General features: G+C 63.0%; 14 protein-coding genes, 1 tRNA gene and 1 pseudogene. 6 read left to right on the forward strand and 10 right to left on the reverse strand.

What is annotated here, in order from left to right; all coding sequences use genetic code 11:
- Positions 1-21: 21 nt before the first annotated feature.
- The 5 genes and pseudogenes from ACAX61_RS14200 to ACAX61_RS14220 form a co-directional block, all read right to left on the reverse strand.
- A complete protein-coding gene (locus ACAX61_RS14200; protein ID WP_370715500.1) occupies positions 22-519 on the reverse strand; it encodes a YciE/YciF ferroxidase family protein in 498 nt (165 codons plus the stop codon).
- Positions 520-694: 175 nt separating this feature from the next.
- The gene (locus tag ACAX61_RS14205) at positions 695-901 is read right to left on the reverse strand and encodes a hypothetical protein (RefSeq protein WP_370715501.1); all 207 of its coding nucleotides are present in this window, start codon (positions 899-901) and stop codon (positions 695-697) included.
- An 85-nt stretch (positions 902-986) separates the two neighbouring features.
- Complete coding sequence (locus tag ACAX61_RS14210; RefSeq protein ID WP_370715502.1) at positions 987-1,547, reverse strand: DUF4142 domain-containing protein; 561 nt, start codon at positions 1,545-1,547, stop codon at positions 987-989.
- A gap of 26 nt (positions 1,548-1,573) precedes the next feature.
- Positions 1,574-2,470, reverse strand: coding sequence for a manganese catalase family protein (locus ACAX61_RS14215; protein ID WP_370715503.1), 897 nt, complete (start codon positions 2,468-2,470; stop codon positions 1,574-1,576).
- A gap of 531 nt (positions 2,471-3,001) precedes the next feature.
- Positions 3,002-3,426, reverse strand: a pseudogene (locus ACAX61_RS14220) (integrase core domain-containing protein); the annotation flags it as partial.
- 357 nt (positions 3,427-3,783) lie between these two features.
- On the opposite strand from ACAX61_RS14220, the gene ACAX61_RS14225 reads away from it, so the two are divergent.
- Together ACAX61_RS14225 and ACAX61_RS14230 are read left to right on the forward strand one after the other, a co-directional pair.
- Complete coding sequence (locus tag ACAX61_RS14225; protein WP_370715504.1) at positions 3,784-4,617, forward strand: competence protein CoiA; 834 nt, start codon at positions 3,784-3,786, stop codon at positions 4,615-4,617.
- Positions 4,598-6,250, forward strand: a complete 1,653-nt coding sequence (locus tag ACAX61_RS14230) for a hypothetical protein (RefSeq protein ID WP_370715505.1) — start codon at positions 4,598-4,600, stop codon at positions 6,248-6,250. Before ACAX61_RS14225 ends, ACAX61_RS14230 begins: the two co-directional genes overlap by 20 nt.
- Before the next feature lie 450 nt (positions 6,251-6,700).
- Here the strand turns inward: ACAX61_RS14230 and ACAX61_RS14235 are convergent, their stop codons facing one another.
- From ACAX61_RS14235 to ACAX61_RS14245, 3 genes are read right to left on the reverse strand one after another with little or no spacing between them, the layout of a single operon-like run.
- Entirely contained in the window at positions 6,701-7,819 is a 1,119-nt protein-coding gene (locus ACAX61_RS14235) for a PepSY-associated TM helix domain-containing protein (protein WP_370715506.1), read from the reverse strand.
- Between the two features lie 4 nt (positions 7,820-7,823).
- A complete protein-coding gene (locus ACAX61_RS14240) occupies positions 7,824-8,840 on the reverse strand; it encodes a TonB-dependent receptor (protein ID WP_370715507.1) in 1,017 nt (338 codons plus the stop codon).
- Positions 8,780-9,895 (reverse strand): TonB-dependent receptor plug domain-containing protein, encoded by a 1,116-nt coding sequence (locus ACAX61_RS14245; protein ID WP_370715508.1) that lies wholly within the window; start codon positions 9,893-9,895, stop codon positions 8,780-8,782. Before ACAX61_RS14245 ends, ACAX61_RS14240 begins: the two co-directional genes overlap by 61 nt.
- Before the next feature lie 710 nt (positions 9,896-10,605).
- Here ACAX61_RS14245 and ACAX61_RS14250 point away from each other — a divergent pair.
- The 3 genes from ACAX61_RS14250 to ACAX61_RS14260 are packed head-to-tail and all read left to right on the forward strand — an operon-like array spanning position 10,606 to position 13,242.
- Entirely contained in the window at positions 10,606-11,121 is a 516-nt protein-coding gene (locus ACAX61_RS14250; RefSeq protein WP_370715509.1) for a DUF3489 domain-containing protein, read from the forward strand.
- Positions 11,122-11,153: 32 nt separating this feature from the next.
- Positions 11,154-11,573, forward strand: a complete 420-nt coding sequence (locus tag ACAX61_RS14255) for a DUF2924 domain-containing protein (RefSeq protein WP_370715510.1) — start codon at positions 11,154-11,156, stop codon at positions 11,571-11,573.
- A 25-nt stretch (positions 11,574-11,598) separates the two neighbouring features.
- Complete coding sequence (locus ACAX61_RS14260; protein ID WP_370715511.1) at positions 11,599-13,242, forward strand: recombinase family protein; 1,644 nt, start codon at positions 11,599-11,601, stop codon at positions 13,240-13,242.
- A gap of 210 nt (positions 13,243-13,452) precedes the next feature.
- Here the strand turns inward: ACAX61_RS14260 and ACAX61_RS14265 are convergent.
- Positions 13,453-13,527 (reverse strand) — tRNA-Thr (locus ACAX61_RS14265).
- A gap of 68 nt (positions 13,528-13,595) precedes the next feature.
- On the opposite strand from ACAX61_RS14265, the gene ACAX61_RS14270 reads away from it, so the two are divergent.
- Positions 13,596-13,751 carry a hypothetical protein gene (locus tag ACAX61_RS14270; RefSeq protein WP_370715603.1) on the forward strand — a complete coding sequence of 52 codons (156 nt, stop codon included), beginning with the start codon at positions 13,596-13,598 and terminating at the stop codon, positions 13,749-13,751.
- Between the two features lie 4 nt (positions 13,752-13,755).
- On the opposite strand, the gene ACAX61_RS14275 is transcribed toward ACAX61_RS14270, so the two are convergent.
- The gene (locus ACAX61_RS14275; RefSeq protein WP_370715512.1) at positions 13,756-15,552 is read right to left on the reverse strand and encodes an aminopeptidase P family protein; all 1,797 of its coding nucleotides are present in this window, start codon (positions 15,550-15,552) and stop codon (positions 13,756-13,758) included.
- Positions 15,553-15,644 lie beyond the last annotated feature (92 nt).

Here is a 15,644-nt window from a genome sequence, read left to right on the forward strand (position 1 = left end):
ACGCCACCTGGCCATATCGGTTCAACCAGTGGCGAGCGCGTCTTCGTTGACGGTCTTGTCGGCGATGTCGGTCAGCAACTCGTCGGTCTGCGATTCTTCTTCGAGCGTCTGTTCGATCAGGCTGACGGCCTCGTCCAGACCGAGCAGCTGCGCCCAGCGCCGCAGCGTGCCATAGCGCGTGATCTCGTAATGCTCGACCGCCTGCGCCGACGCCAGCAGACCGGCGTCGAGTGCCGGGCTGTCCTTGTAATCCTCGATGATCTCTTCACCCTCGGCAACGATGCCGTCGATCGCTTCACAGGTTTTGCCGCGTGGAGTCTTGCCGATGATTTCGAAAACCTGCTGAAGGCGTTCGATCTGCCCCTCGGTCTGGTCGCGATGCGTCTCGAATGCGGATTTCAGTTCCTCCGACTTTGCCGCGCGCGCCATTTTGGGCAAGGTCCGCAGGATTTTGCGCTCTGCGTAATAGATGTCGCGCAGGGTGTCGTGAAATAGCGTTTCAAGCGTTTTATTCGCCATGGGAATGTGCCTTTGTCAGCATGTTGGAGGGGATCGCTGGCAGGGAAGGATTCGTGTGACGCCTGATCGACGCGGGCCCAGCGTCTGCGTTCGGGACCGGCCATGCTGGCAGGTCCCGCGTCGCGAACGACCGGGCATTGCCGTGCTGTTGGCCGTGCCCGACCGCGACGGACGGTCAGTATGGCGACACCCGCGCCCAACGCTGCGACGGCAGCGCCCAGCACGGCGCCGCGCACCATTGCATCCGGGCGCAGCGCCGGTTGGGGGGAATGTCCCGCACCGCTTCGGCATGGATCACGCCGGACGTGTCGATCACGTCGATACCGGCCACCCGGCGCGGATAGCCTTTGCCCTCGGGTTCGCCGCTCCGCTCGCCTCGCATTCCGCCGGGTGGGGTGCTTGTTTGGCTTGCGGGTCGGTGGTGCTTTCAAGCAGCGTCGCACCCAGGCCGGTGTCCTTCACGCTGTTCACGGGTTGCTGCCGATCCGGCGCAATCGCTCCAGATGCTGCTCGATTATCGGAACGGCAGCCGTGGCGGCCTTTTGCAACTCAGGCGTGTCGCCGCCCTCTGCATAGCCACGATGCAGCGTCAGCGCTTCCTGATGCGCCTGCATTTGCTGCGTCAGATAGGCAGAATGCAGGGCATCACCTTGCTGAGCGCGCAATTGCGCCAGCATCTGCGCGTGCTTGGGCTGGAGTGACGGGGGCGGGGGCGTGATGCCCGCCGATCGTGCGGCGCCAGTCAGCGTCTGGGTCGTTTTCTGATGATGCTGGATCATCATCCGCGCGAAATCGCGCACCGGCGCGGGGGCGTCGCTGCCCTCCACCATCTGGGAGGACTGGATCTCATACTGGTCGCTCGATGCCGCTGCGGCCAGATAAGCGGATGCGGTTGTCGGCATGGCGCTGGCTGGTGCATCGGGGTCCATCCGGGCAGCCTGGTCGGGCGTGGCATTGCCGATCGGGTCATCGGCGCAGCCCAGCAGCAACACGGCCGCCGGCAAGGCAAGTGCAATGATATGTCGCATCGTCAATCTCCTGGAAATGGGGTGGATCAGCCGCGATCAGGTGTGATCGCGTCCTCGATGGCATGGGCTGCACGGCCGAGAATGCCCTCTCCACCGCCGGTCATCTGTTGCGTCTGCGCGCCGCCGCCGGGGCGGGGGGGCGCCAATTGCGGCTCGCCGCCCAGCGGTTCCATCGGCCGATGTGAATATTGCGACTTACCGTCCAGGGACGGCCCTTCGGACCAACGGCCGGCGGGCGGCGGCGTGCCGTCGCGATTGAAGCCGAGCTGCACATAGGCGAACTCTCTATTCTCGTTTTCTTGGGGGAAACTGTTGGGGATGGGCAGATTGCCCTCCAGTCCGCCCAGTTCCTCGATCACCGCCATGAATTGCTGCTGATGATAGGTGTCGCGGGCGATCAGGTAGGACAGCATGTCCTTCATACCGGGATCGTCGGTCATGTTGTACAGCTTGGTCGCCAGCATCCGGCCGGTGCTTTCCGCCGTGACATTCGCCATCATGTCGGCGGCAAGGTTGCCGCTGGCATAGACATGGCTGCAATCGAATGGAACGCCATTGGCGTCGCTGGGCAGCGCGGTGAGCGCCGTCGACAGGACGTGGCGCATATCCATGCCGTTCAACACGGATCCGCCAGCCGCATCGGCAGCGACGTCTTCCTTGATTGACAGCGGCGCATCCTCGAGGTTGAGCGCGACTGCGGTCGCCAGCATCTCGATATGCGCGATCTCCTCGGTCGCGGTATTTAAAAGCAGGTCGCGATATTTGGCGGGTCCGCGTGCGCCCCATGCCTGAAAGAAATATTGCAGGCAGACCCTGATCTCCCCCTCGATACCGCCAATGGCCTGTTGGAGGGCGCGCGCAAAGCGAGGGTCGGGCCGTTCGACGCGAACGGGATACTGTAGCAGTCGATCGGTATAATACATCGCGATTTCCTCCGGGTGAGATGGTTTCCCTCGTTATGGCGAGTGACAGCGTTCGGGGTGCCGCCGGTTGACTGGTCGCCAAGATGTCCAGGCCCATGATAGACCTGCTCGCTCTGGCCGCCGTGCTTCGGGTTCCTGGCCCCGCCCTTGCCGGTATAGGGGGTTGGGTTAAGCGGCACCGTCGCTTTCGCTACCGGCTTTGCCGGAAGCTGGACCGCGTGTTCGATCCGGGTCGCGGGGACTCATGGCTCGCTCCTTTTGGTGTCCGTCCAAGAACCGGACAGCGAGCAAGTTGTTGCGGCGAAAAGGGAAACGCGAAATTCACAATCAGAGATGGGTTAATTGGCGGCTAATAACCGCTAGGCAGTGCGACAGGTTAATTACGTGTATCAGCCTTCCCGACTACCGGTTCAATCTTGAGTCGCATTTCAGTCGGCTTATCAGGGCTTTTGTCCGCCGAACGGCCATGCCAAGCACTTGCGAGATGGGAACTGAGCAGCCCCCACCGGGTGGTCCGGGTTGATAGTTAGTCATTGTGGTGTCCGCCGCCATTGCCGGTCGGAGGTGAAGCGAAGCGGAACCGGAGACCGGCAATGGCGGTGTCGCCGCTTTCGGGGCTGGCGGCCGGTAGCCCAGACTGCTGTGCCGCCGGACGGCGTTGTAATGGCGCCGCCATGCCTCGATCAGCACCCCGGCCTGGGCGAGGCTGTAGAAGATTTCGCCATTGAGCAGTTCGTCACGCAGCGACCCGTTGAAGCTCTCGTTATAGCCGTTCTCCCAAGGCGAGCCCGGCGTGATGTAAAGCGTCTTCACACCGATCTGCCCGAGCCAAGGGCGGACCGCGGTGGCGATGAATTCGCGCCGTTATCGGATCTGATATGTGCTGGCGAGCCCCGCTCGATGAACAGTTCTGCGAGTGCCGCCAGCACATCCTCATGGCTGTGCCGGCGCGCGACCACCAGCAATGTCGGTCGTTCCCGCCGCCAGTTCGAGCCGGATGAACGAACGGCAGATTTTGGGATCGCGTAGAACCACGCTGAACGGCTGAGATTAAGGCGCTTCGCTGACCGGCTTGTTTCCGGCAGTTGTCCGGCAGGTCATGGGCCGATTGCGGACTGACGGTTTTTAGGTGATCGCGACACGATAGCTGCCGTTGCCGGCGGTAGCTCCATCTGGCGGGTTCCGACCCAATCCTCGCCATTCATGGACAATCGGCTGCCCGGCCGTAAGCTGCCGATGCAACAGAATGGGCAACCCTATTGGTGTCGCACACGAATCCGACACCCCTTTTTCTCATCTGAAAGGGGAATCTAATGCAGTTCGCTCTTGTCGACGACGCGCGTAGCGAAGCGAGACCCGGACTTAAGGGTGTTTGCTCGACCTGCGGCGCTGCCATGGTCGCGAAATGTGGTCCGCGCATCATGCACCACTGGGCACACGCGTCCCGCGGCAATTGCGATCCTTGGTGGGAAAATGAAACGCAATGGCATCGGGATTGGAAGAACCTGTTTCCCGAAGGATGCCGGGAGCAAACGCGTACCGCCCCTGACGGCGAGATTCACCGCGCCGATATCATCACTCCAACGGGCATCGTGATCGAGGTCCAGCACTCGGCAATGACCGATGCCGAACGGCAATCGCGTGAAGCGTTCTATCAGAATCTCGTTTGGATCGTGGATGGCAGAGGCTTCAGGAATCAATTCGACCTGCACCACCTTCTACCCGACCCCGATAATGAAGAAGCTAAGGACCTTGTTTGGTACAAAGCGGCTCGTGGTATGCACGGGGCGAACAACGGTATCTTTTGGCGCCTATCGGAGAACCCGGATCACGGAAGCGGAGGGATGGTCGAGATACATGGACTGCACAAAGTCCAGCACCTCATCGAGACCTATCGCGGGCATCAGCAATATAGCTGGGTAGAGCCGCGCAGAACATGGCTGGACGCCCAGTGCCCAGTCTACATCGATTTTGGTGATGAATGGCTTTTCCAGCTTCAGCGATATGGCTTCAATAAGCTCGAATGCGTTTACCGGGTAGCGAAGAGAAAATTTCTTCACGATGCGATGGTCGAAACGCAGGCCCGCGATATTGCCACGAGATTCTACCGGATCGCAGAAAGCACCAGTGACAATCGTGCAACTTAATACCAATCTCCTCCGCAGCGTGCAGCCCCTGCCTGAAGGCGCCGGAACCTATAGGGCGACGTTAAAGGCGCATGGCCTATTCCAGACCTTCCAGTTCGTGTTGCGGCTATCGCCCGAGGTTCATCGCAGACTGGCCTCTAATCCCGGAGGAATCGTTTCGTCGGGTGATCTCCAGTTTGACCAGGCCCAGGCGTTCTCCACCTACCTGCACGAGACGGTGCATTGGTGGCAGCATATCGGTTCGACCTACGGTCTTATGCTGAGCCTGAGCTACCCTACACAGGCCCATGCCAACTACACCCGGCTAAAGAATCTGATCGCGCTGGTGGGCTTCAAGAAGTCCGTTCGACAATTGGCGGCGTCTTCGCTGGAAGGCAAAGGACCAGACACCCCGGCTGGTGAAGCGAACATTATCGTCAATAATCACTTTGATTTTGGCGCGTTTCGGGACCTGACATTCTCACACATCACCGCAAAGGCGACCGCCGAGGCCCCGCTATTCGAGTCTGTCGGTCATGCGTTTCAGATCAGCTACGCAAACAATCTATCGGTGCTTGCCAGTACCGTTGACCGGGCTTGGTCAACGATACCGCACCCGAAAGAGTGGGGGGAACCCTTTAGTCATCTGAGAAAAGCTAAAGAGCGAGGCTTCTACTACGGCTCGCCGATCGAACTCTGGCCCTTGGGAGCAAGGGAGGTGCTGGAAGGTCAAGCCTGCTTCAGCCAAATTCAGTTTCTTCATTTCGCATCCGGCGGGAGGCTCGGTTGGGATGACTTCAAGGCGCTAGGCATCCTCCACGGCATGTACCTACGCGCCTTTGAACAGTTTCTCCGCCAGTCCGGCTTGGAATGGCCGCCCAGCATCGATGACCCAACGGTTGGGCTTTTCCTGCTGATCTGCGATATGGCAATCAACTCAGGGTCCGGTTTCCCCCACCGTCTCGTGCATTTCCCGTCCTTTGTCACGGACACCGATCCCGCTGCGCGATTCGTCATGCTGTCGGCGCTGGTTCGCCTCAAATGCCCCGAGGTCGCAAACGTGGTTCGTAATTACTCGCGCGCGGAGTACGTCGAAGTCACTGAGAAACTTGCCTCGGGCCTGCTTGTCGATACGCCCCTGGCGGTGGCCAACACCTGTGCGGCATGGGCCGCTGAGGACGGGCCGTTTTCGGCCCTGATGGGTGAGCACCGAACATTCCAATACGATCCGACAAACCTTCCCGTACGGGTGATGTTCTCCCATTTCCTAGCTTTCATGCGCGATAAAGCGCTCACACCGGAGATCTTCTGTTGGCCGGGTGCATGGATGGCCGGCTTGCGGGTGCATGCGAGCGTTCAGACGCTTTTCGAGCGCCACAGTGCCTTGTTCGTCGATAAAGAAGATGATGACGGGGTTTTCCCCCGACTCCAGTCCGATCGCGACATGGACGCGGTCCAGAGAATGTTCGAGAGCTTCTATGCCGCGAACGTGACCTACGACATGACCGACCAATGGATCCGGTTGCCTGGACCGTTCACCTATGACTACCGTTGGCTCTCGGCCTCTGGCGAAAAGCCTCATATGAAGCAGTTTGCTGACCACCATTTTCAGTCCGTGTACGGTATCCATCCCGACCGGGTGACATTATTGTAGCGGTTTTACCCGCGTTTCTTGCGGCCTCACCTTTAGGCTCGGACCGCAACGGGGGCTTTTTCGCTCAAAAAGGCATGACTCGCTTAAGTCCGACCTAGCAATTTACTGACAATAAACGATTCTTCTCGCAGCAAAATTGCCATTCTGTTGCATCGACGAGCGCTTCCGGGGTTTCGATGAATAAGGCAGTCGGGCAGAAAAATCCCCAATGTCGGCCGTGCCTTCCGGCCACTTCAACAAGATGAACGACCGGCAGCTTTCAGGATCGGTGGAGCGAGCGCGGAGTGGCCGGGATTGGGGCGCATTCCCGGCCAGCAGGTTTCGACCAAAGCGGTCCGGCGGCTTATGGGCGCGGTTGCAGACTGGCGGCTTTCGGCAAAATAAGTACGATAGCAGTCTCTTCCGAGTAGACCGGATGGTTATTCGCCCCTCAGGTGTAAGCGCCGAAGATCAAAATCGGTGTCGCCAACGCCGCCGCCGCCACAGGCGCATCCCACTCCACCACAGCAGAATCGTCACCGCGCCGCCCAGGCTGACCGCAATGCGACCCGGCACACCGGCAGCGTGTCCCGAATGCAGCGCATATTGCCACGCGAAAAATGCGTCGCCGACGCTGTCGCCGCGATCGTGTCGCGCGCCGACGACCTGCCCGGTCGTCGCCGAGACATAGGTCCATAGCCGCCCCTGATTGTCCATATCCCGCGGGTCGAAGGTGCGGACGGCGTATAGTCCCTGCGACAACATCGGCCGGACGCTGTGCACCTTGCGGCCACTCTCTCTGACGCGCGCCACCGCTTGATCCAGCGTGATCGCCGGGAGCGGGCGATCCGCGCCCCTCGGCATGGCTTCGTGCAATCGCTCGCTTACCGGCGATACCAGCCGCACCGCATCGCGCGTCGCCTCCGGCCAGGCGAGCGTCAGCCCGGTTAGCGCCAGCGTCGCGGTCAGCGGCCATGCCCACATGCCCTTGGCACGGTGCCAGTCGAACAGCCGCCGCAGCGAACGGGATCGCCCCGCCAGCCGGAACGCATCGCGCCAGCGCTCCCCGCGCGGGAACGACAGGGCCAGGCCCACCAGATGATCGGCGATCCATGCCAGCGCCACCAGCCCCAGCAGCCACGCCGCGACCGGGCCGAGCAGCAGCTCGGTGTGGACGCCGTAAATCAGGTCCATCAAATGCCGCCGGTCGAGGCGCAACGCGCCTGATTCGCGCCACCCCGCGACCGCGCCCGTCGCCGGATCGGCAAAGACCTGCACGCCCATCGACGATCCGTCATCGCCGATTGCACGCCCGATCAGCCAGTGCGTCTGTCCTGGCTGACCGGCCAGTTGCACCTGCCGCGCCTCGAACCCCGGCAATGTGGCTTCAGCCCTTGCCAGCACGATCGCCAACGGCACGGGCGGCGCATCGCCGACCACCACGCGCCGCAGATCGGGATTGAGCGCGGTGTCGATCTCGTCATACCATGCGATTGAGATCCCGGTCACGCTGAGCAGCACCAGCCACAATCCCGCGACCAGCCCGAACCAGCGATGCCACAGCCTCAGCGCTTGGCGGCGCCCGCGCATCCGATCAGAAACGTACGGCAGCGGTCAGGCGGACATTGCGCCCCGGCTCCGGCAGGCCCGCCACGATTTCGTATCCGGGAATTCCGCTGTAATCGGCGACGCTGGCATGGGCGCGATATTGCAGGTCGAACAGGTTATAGACCGCCGCCTGCAACTCCAGCGTTTCGGTCCCGAATGGCTGCCAGCGCGCGAACAGGTCGACCACGGTATAGCCGGGTTTGTCGACTGTGCGCGTGCCGTCGATAAAGCCCAGTTCGGTTTCGCGGAACAGCACCTCGATATCGTTCAGATCCTCGAACCGGGTCATGCTCGCCTGGAAGCTGAGCGACGGGGACGGCGCGTAACCGGCGGTCACGTTCCAGTTGTCGCCCATCGAATTGCCCAGGGCGATCTGTTCATAACCCTCGATCCGGTTGCCGTTGAGGCGCGAGTCATAATGATTGTAGAAGCCGTCGATCGAGAAGGGGCCGGTTGTGTAGCCGGCGCGCAGCTCGACGCCTTCGGAGCGGAAACGACCGATGTTTTCGTAATAGACGCCCCCTTCAAGCGGCTGGCCCGGCGCCGGGCGGCGCGTGCCGAGCTGGTCGAGGATCACATCGTCGATCGTCATGTCGAAATAGGCTGCCGACGCCCGGAATCCGGCGGCGGCATAGCTGACGCCCGCCTCGATATTCTCGACGCGTTCAGGGACCAGGCCGGGCTGGAGCGTCAGGCGGCCGGGCCGCTGTTCGAGCGTGAAGGCATCGCCGATCTCCTTGCCGCGAAACGCCTCGGCATAGCCGGCATTCAGCTTCAGCCCCGGCAGCACCTCAAGCTGCGCGCCCGCGTTCAGGCTCAGACCGTCGCTGTCGGTCGCCTCGCCATAGGTCAGCAGATTGACGTCATAGGCGTCATATCGCGCGCCGAAACTCAGCATCAGCGGCTCGATCACTTGCCAGTGGTCCTGGATATACAGGCCCATCAGCCCGCCGCGCTCCTCGAACCGGCCCACCGCCGGGTTCCAGGCCCAGGGCTGCCACATCGCCGCGTCGCCCAGATACCGGCTGACGACGGGTCGTTGCGGTGTTCGAACCCGGCGATGACATCATGCCCGCCGCTTTGCAGCCGACCGCGCACGTCGAAGCCATAGGTTTCGATCTCTGCCCCATACAGGCCCCAGCGATCGTAACGATCCTGCGTGAACTCCGAACGGGTCCAGTATCCCGTCGCCTCGACGCCGATGCCATCAGGTCCCCGATAGCCGTAATTCAGGATGGCAGTCTGGCGCTGGCCCTCGGCGGGGAACAGTTCGGCGCCGTCGAGGACAGGCCAGTTCGGCCGCTGCCCGAACGCGCCCTGTTCGTCGCGCAGTTCATAGCTGGCGCTCAGTCGGTGTCCGCCGCCCAGTTCCCCGCCGACCTTTACGAAGCCCAGCTCCTGCGTGGCCGACGTGCCGAGCAGCTCATTGCCGTCACCATCGCGGAAGTTTTCGCGGTCGATGCGGACATAGGAGCCAAGAATGCCGATATCGTTTGTCAGCCGCGCGAACAGCGTGCCCGACACCTTGTATCCGTCGTTCGAGAACCAGCCTGCCTTGGCGATGCCGCCGATCGACTGGCCGGGCCGCAACAGGTCGTTCGGGTCGCGCGTGCGAAAGCGGACCGCGCCGCCCACTGCGCCGAACCCCGACGTCGCCTCGCCTGCGCCCGCCTGCACATCGACTGATTCGAGCAACTCTGGCTCGATGGTGACGCGGCCGACATGATGGAACAAGGTTCCGCGCTGGGGCGCACCGTCGATCGTGACGTTGAGCAGCGAATCCTCAAGCCCACGGACATAGATTTTCTGGGCGATGCCCAGTGACCCGCCGACCGAGACCGACGGCACCTGGCGAAACAGGTCGGCCAGGTCATTGGCTTGGGTCAGTTCGATGCGGTCGCGGTCGATCGCTACATCGGTCAGCGCGCCGACGACGACGATCTCATGCTCGAGCTCGTGATCCTCTATCTGACAGCGATTTCCTTCGACATCGCAGGGCAAGGGGATTGCATCCTGCGCATACGCCGCGACCGGTCCGAACGCGGCGAATGAGATCATCGATAGTAATTTATGCATGCCCGCCCCCGATCAAGCTGCGGCCTACTTATTCGCTCTTGCGACGCAATGTCAATAATGAGACACCTTTTAAGTGTGAGTTCCGCCGCGAATGTTGGAAGTTTAGGTAGAATATCTGCCGCCAAGTTTGCCCGAGCTGAGCCGCTGCGAGCCTTTCCGAAATGGAAGTGGCACCGGGAATGCGCGGCTTGCATGGCCACCTTCAGAACAAAATTTGCCAGACCGACGTCCGGGTTTGAGCGTTTGCTGTCGTGCTCATCAGCCTTAACCAACGTCCGCGTTTCGGGCGGCGTCACTAACCAACGGAACGGCTGACATTGGGGCGCCTAGCTGCCGTCACCGGCATCATGAACAAGCGTTCGTTTACGCCAGTTCGCCGCCCGATAGCGGACCGACTGCTATCCACCCTCACGAGCGCTCGAGACTCCTGACGTGCTCCCCTGAAATGTGTCCGAACTTGAGTAGAGCGCGCCTCGAAAGAGTCGGACGCGAATGAAGCGCAGCAGGTTCAGCGAAGATCAAATCATTGCCATTTCACAGAAAACGGGCTCGACTTGCGCTGAACGTCGAGCATGGTGCGGGTCGAAGAGTCGCAGCTGGCAGAGCTGCTGCCCCGGTCAGCGTGGCTGACGGGGCTTTGGGTGGTGGGAGCGGCAGTCGCGCCGCTTCCTACAGGCAAGGAGCCGACCCCCATGACGAAGCTATCCGACCTCCAGACCATCCTGCTCTCCGGCGCATCGCAGCGCGATGACGGCAATCTGATGCCCATCGCCGATGGCGTCAGCGCCGACACCAGCCGTATCGGTAAGGCCATCGGCGCGCTGATAAAGAGCGGCTATGCCGAGGAAACGTCATGTGCCCAGCCTGCGCAAGTCTGGCGGAGCGATGGAGACGTGCGGTTTGGCGCAGCGATCACCAAGGCCGGGCTTGTCGCTATCGGCATCGAGCCTGAGGGCGTCGCGCCGGCCGGCGAAGCGGGGCAGGGGACACGGTCCGGGGGCGATGCTGGAATCGCGCGGCGTACGAAGGCAGCGTTGGTGCTCGCAATGCTCCAGCGCGATCAAGGCGCAACGCTGGCCGAGCTGGTCGAGGCAACCCGCTGGCTGCCGCATACGATGCGTGCTGCTCTAACCGGCCTTCGAAAGAAGGGGCACGCTGTCGTGAAGGGCAAGCGAGATGGTGTGACCTGTTACACTGTTGGGGCTTGACCATGGCGAGGTTGGAAGGTGCCCTTAGTCGGTTGGCCGTGTTGTCGCCGGCCGAACTTCGATCCGAGTGGCAGGCGATGATGGGAGAGGCACCGCCCGACCTGCCGCCGTCGCTGCTGCGACGCGCGCTTGCTTACCGGGTGCAGGAGGAAGTGCATGGCGGCGTCCCTGCGCCCGTGCAGCGGATGCTCGACCTGCTTAGCCGCGACCCTGCGGCTCAGCCCGTCGAGCCCGAGGTCAAGCTAAAGCCGGGCACACGCCTGCTACGTGAGTGGAATGGCAGGCTGCACACTATCCAAGTCGTCGAAGATGGGCTGATCTTCGAGAACCGCCGCTACCGGTCGCTTTCGCAAGTCGCCCGCCAGATCACCGGGGCGCAATGGTCTGGACCACGGTTCTTCGGGCTCAGAAGGCCGGTCCACCCGCCACGCCGGACCGCAACGCGTGGCTAGGCGTCCGATTCGGCCTGTTGCGGCCGTGGGAAGTCGCGAGGCGCGCTGCGCGGTTTACACGCGCAAGTCGACTGAGGAAGGGCTGGATCAGGCGTTCAACAGCCTGGACGCCCAGCGCGACGCTTGTGCCGCCTATATCGCCAGCCAGAAGCATGAGGGTTGGACGCTTGTCCCCGGCGTCTACGACGATGGCGGTTTCTCGGGCGGCAGCATGGAGCGACCGGGCCTCAAGCGCCTACTCGCGGATGTAGAAGCGGGGCGGGTCGATGTTATTGTCGTCTACAAGGTCGACCGGCTGACCCGCAGCCTCGCTGACTTTGCCAAGATCGTCGAGGTGCTTGATGCGTACGGTGCCTCGTTCGTTAGCGTCACGCAGGCGTTTAATACCACGACTAGTATGGGGCGGCTGACGCTCAATGTCCTGCTCTCCTTTGCGCAGTTCGAACGCGAAGTCACCGGCGAGCGCATCCGCGACAAGATCGCTGCCTCCAAAAAGAAGGGCATGTGGATGGGCGGTCCAGTGCCGCTCGGCTATGACGTTCGCGACCGTAAGCTTGTTGTAAACGAAGCAGAGGCTGAGACGGTGCGCCTGATCTTCAAACGCCATCAGGCGGTAGGCACCATCCAGGCGCTGGTCGCCGATCTAACCGTCCGCCGGATAATCTCAAAGCGTCGCACCCTCCGGGACGGCCGAGAGACCGGAGGCGAGCCATACCGCGCAGGTGCCCTGACCCACTTGCTGCGCAACGTGCTCTATACCGGCCAGGTCAGTCACCACGGCACCATCTACGCTGGCGAGCACGACGCCATCGTCGATCGCGAGACCTGGGAGGCCTCTCAGGCACTCCTCGACCGCAGCGAGCCGCGGCCACGCACCGGGCACATCGCTATGCTCGGAGGCATGATTGAGGATGGTCATGGGCGCCGCATGACATCCGCGCACGCCAAAAAGGGAAGGCGGCGCTACCTTTATTACGTGTCTGTGCCTGACACTGACCGAGCAGAACGGGAGTGGCGCCTGCCGGCGGGCGATGTAGACACGCTGGTCCGCAACGCCGTGCTCGGTCTGTTGCGGGATCCCCTTCGTCTTGCAGGAGAGTACGGCGACGTGTCGGCGCACGCGCGGCTAGCACCAGCGTGCGCCGGCTGGGTCGATCGACTGCAGCAGCCTGCTGCCATGCGAGCGGCGCTTCAGCAGCTCGACGCCCAAGTCATTGTCGGCGCCAATCGCATCGACGTCGGGCTCAGCGCACGTGAGCTGGCCACCCTCCTCCATGTTGATGGTCTGAGCACTTCACGCGACCAGCGAATTGAGTGCGGCGAGGAGACCAGCTTGAAGCGGCGCGGGCATGAGTTGCGGCTGGTCTATGCCGCGCCCGATGCAAACCCGCCCGCCCGCGACGACCGGCTCATCCAGCTGATCGCGAGCGGACATGCTGCTTATGAGCAACTACTCGCTGGCGAAGGAAAACCGGGTACGGCAAAGCGCAGCCACCTTGTCCGGCTTGCAAGACTCCGCTTCCTGGCGCCTGATATCGTCACGGCCATCGTGCATGGCCGGCAGCCGGTCGACCTCACCAGCCGTGCGCTGCTGCGCGCCGCCGAGCTGCCGCTCGCTTGGGTCGACCAGCGCAAGGTGCTCGGATTCGCATCAGCGCACCGCAACTGACCCCATCGCGGCGGATCGCGGCGAAATCGAATCTTAGGACAGGCCAACGGCAATTAGAGACGACGAGGCATTTGCGCCGACAACGGTCGCCCTTCCGCCGCGTCTCTGTCCTCGATCAGCGAAACGCAGCCCGTGGAAAGGCGCAGAACTGCGCCGTTCTTGCGCTCAACGCGCGCCTTTGTCTCTGAGGACCAGTCACGGTGGACTGTGTGGTGCTGCCGGTGAGGATTGAACTCACGACCTCAGCCTTACCAAGGATGCGCTCTACCACTGAGCTACGGCAGCACCGAGCCCGCCTTAGCGGACAGGGGGGCGCCTATGATCGGCGCACGGGCGATTGTCAACCCGCCCAAGTGCGATCTATCGGGATCGTCATGGAAACGCCCGAAGAACGCAAGGCACGGCTGGCTCAGGCGCTGCGCGTCAACCTGCGCCGCCGCAAGGCGCAGGCGCGCGAACAGGCGGACGGCACCGTGCCGCCCGCCACACCGCCCGAATCGACGGACTGAACCGTCAGCTGATCGGCGCGCACTTGGCCGACAGCCAGGTGCGGTGCTCGTCGTCCAGCGTCGGGCCGACCTTTGCCAGCACTTCGGCGTGATAGGCGTTCAGCCATTCAAGCTCAGCCGGGGTCAGCAGCGTCGGGTTGATCAGATCGCGCTCGATCGGCACGAAGGTCAGCGTGCGGAAGCCCAGCATGGGCCGGTCGGCGCCCGCAATGTCGCGCGGTTCGATCAGGATCAGGTTTTCGATACGGATGCCGTAGCCGCCCGCCTTGTAATAGCCGGGCTCGTTCGACAGGATCATGCCCGCACGCAGCGGTTCGGTCGGGCCGCCGCCGGGATAATTGGGCGCGGCGATACGCTGTGGCCCCTCATGCACTGACAAATAGGCGCCGACGCCGTGGCCCGTACCATGGGCGTAATCGAGACCCGCTTCCCAAAGCGGGCGACGCGCAAAGCTGTCCAGATGCGCGCCGACCGTGCCATCGGGAAACAGGGCGGTGGCGACGGCGATATGGCCCTTCAGCACGCGGGTGAAGCGGTCGCGCATTTCGGCGGTCGGTTCGCCCACAGGCACCACGCGGGTGATGTCGGTGGTGCCATCCAGATACTGGCCGCCCGAATCGATCAGGAACAACTGGCCGCGCTCAATCGGCAGGTTCGATTCGTCGGTCACGCGGTAATGCGGGATTGCGCCGTGCGGGCCGGTCGCGGAAATGGTGGAGAAGGACTGGTCGAGGAGTTGCCCGGTGGCCTCCCGGCACTCGCGCAGTTTCGCCGCCGCCGACAATTCGGTCTGGCCGCCCGCGGGGGCCGCCTGTTCGATCCACTTCAGGAAGCGGATCAGCGCGCCAGCGTCACGCAACTGGGCGGCTTCATGGCCCGCGACCTCGGCAGGGTTCTTGATCGCCTTGGCCAGCACGACAGGATCGCGCACCGCCACCACCTTGGCCCCGCCCGCGTCCAGCGCGTCGAAGATCGCCGCGACCGAACCCGCCGGATCGGCGACCACCCGCTTGCCTGAATAGCCGCCCAGAGCGTCGGCAAAGGCGAGGCGCGGGTGCAGGCGGACGGCGTTGCCCAGATGGCGACGCACATCGTCGGTCAGCTTTTCGGGCGCGACGAAAAGGTCGGCGGTCGCATCGGCGTGGACGATAGCGAATGCCAGCGCGACCGGCGTGCTTTCGACATCGGTGCCGCGAATGTTGAACGCCCACGCGATCGAATCGAGCGCCGACAGCACCACCGCATCGGCGCGCTTGCTCTCCAGCCACTGGGCGATCTCGGTACGCTTGTCGGCGGCGTTGCGCCCGGCGAGATCGTCGGGATAGGCGCTGAGCGGCGCGGATGAGGGGGCGGGGCGGTCGGTCCAGATCGCGTCGATCGGGTTGGACGGTTCGGGCACCAGTTCCGCCCCCTGCGCCGCCAGTGCTGCGCGTGCTTCCTCAACCCAGCCGCGCGTGTGCAGCCACGGGTCGTATCCGATGCGCGCGCCGTTCTGCACCTGTTCGGCCAGCCATGCCGATACGCTGGTCGCGGGCACGGCGACATATTCCCAATGGTCGCCCGATACCTGTTCACGAACTTGGATCGTATAGCGGCCGTCGGTGAAGATCGCGGCCTTGTCCGCCAGCACGACGGCGCTGCCCGCAGACCCTTCAAACCCGGTCAGCCATGCCAGGCGCTGGGCATAGGCGCCGACATATTCGGACATATGCTCGTCGGTCAGCGGCACGACATAGCCGTCGAGCGACTGGCGCTTGAGCTGTTCGCGAAGGGCGGTGAGCCGGTCGGCGTGGATGGACATGGGGGAAACCTCCTTTTTCGCCTATATCGCGATGCGCACCGCCCAAGTCGAGGCGGCGGGTCTTACCGACCGGCCCCGGCGCCGCTATGTGG

The sequence above is a fragment of the Sphingomonas sp. IW22 genome, assembly GCF_041321155.1.
Lineage (GTDB): Bacteria > Pseudomonadota > Alphaproteobacteria > Sphingomonadales > Sphingomonadaceae > Sphingomonas.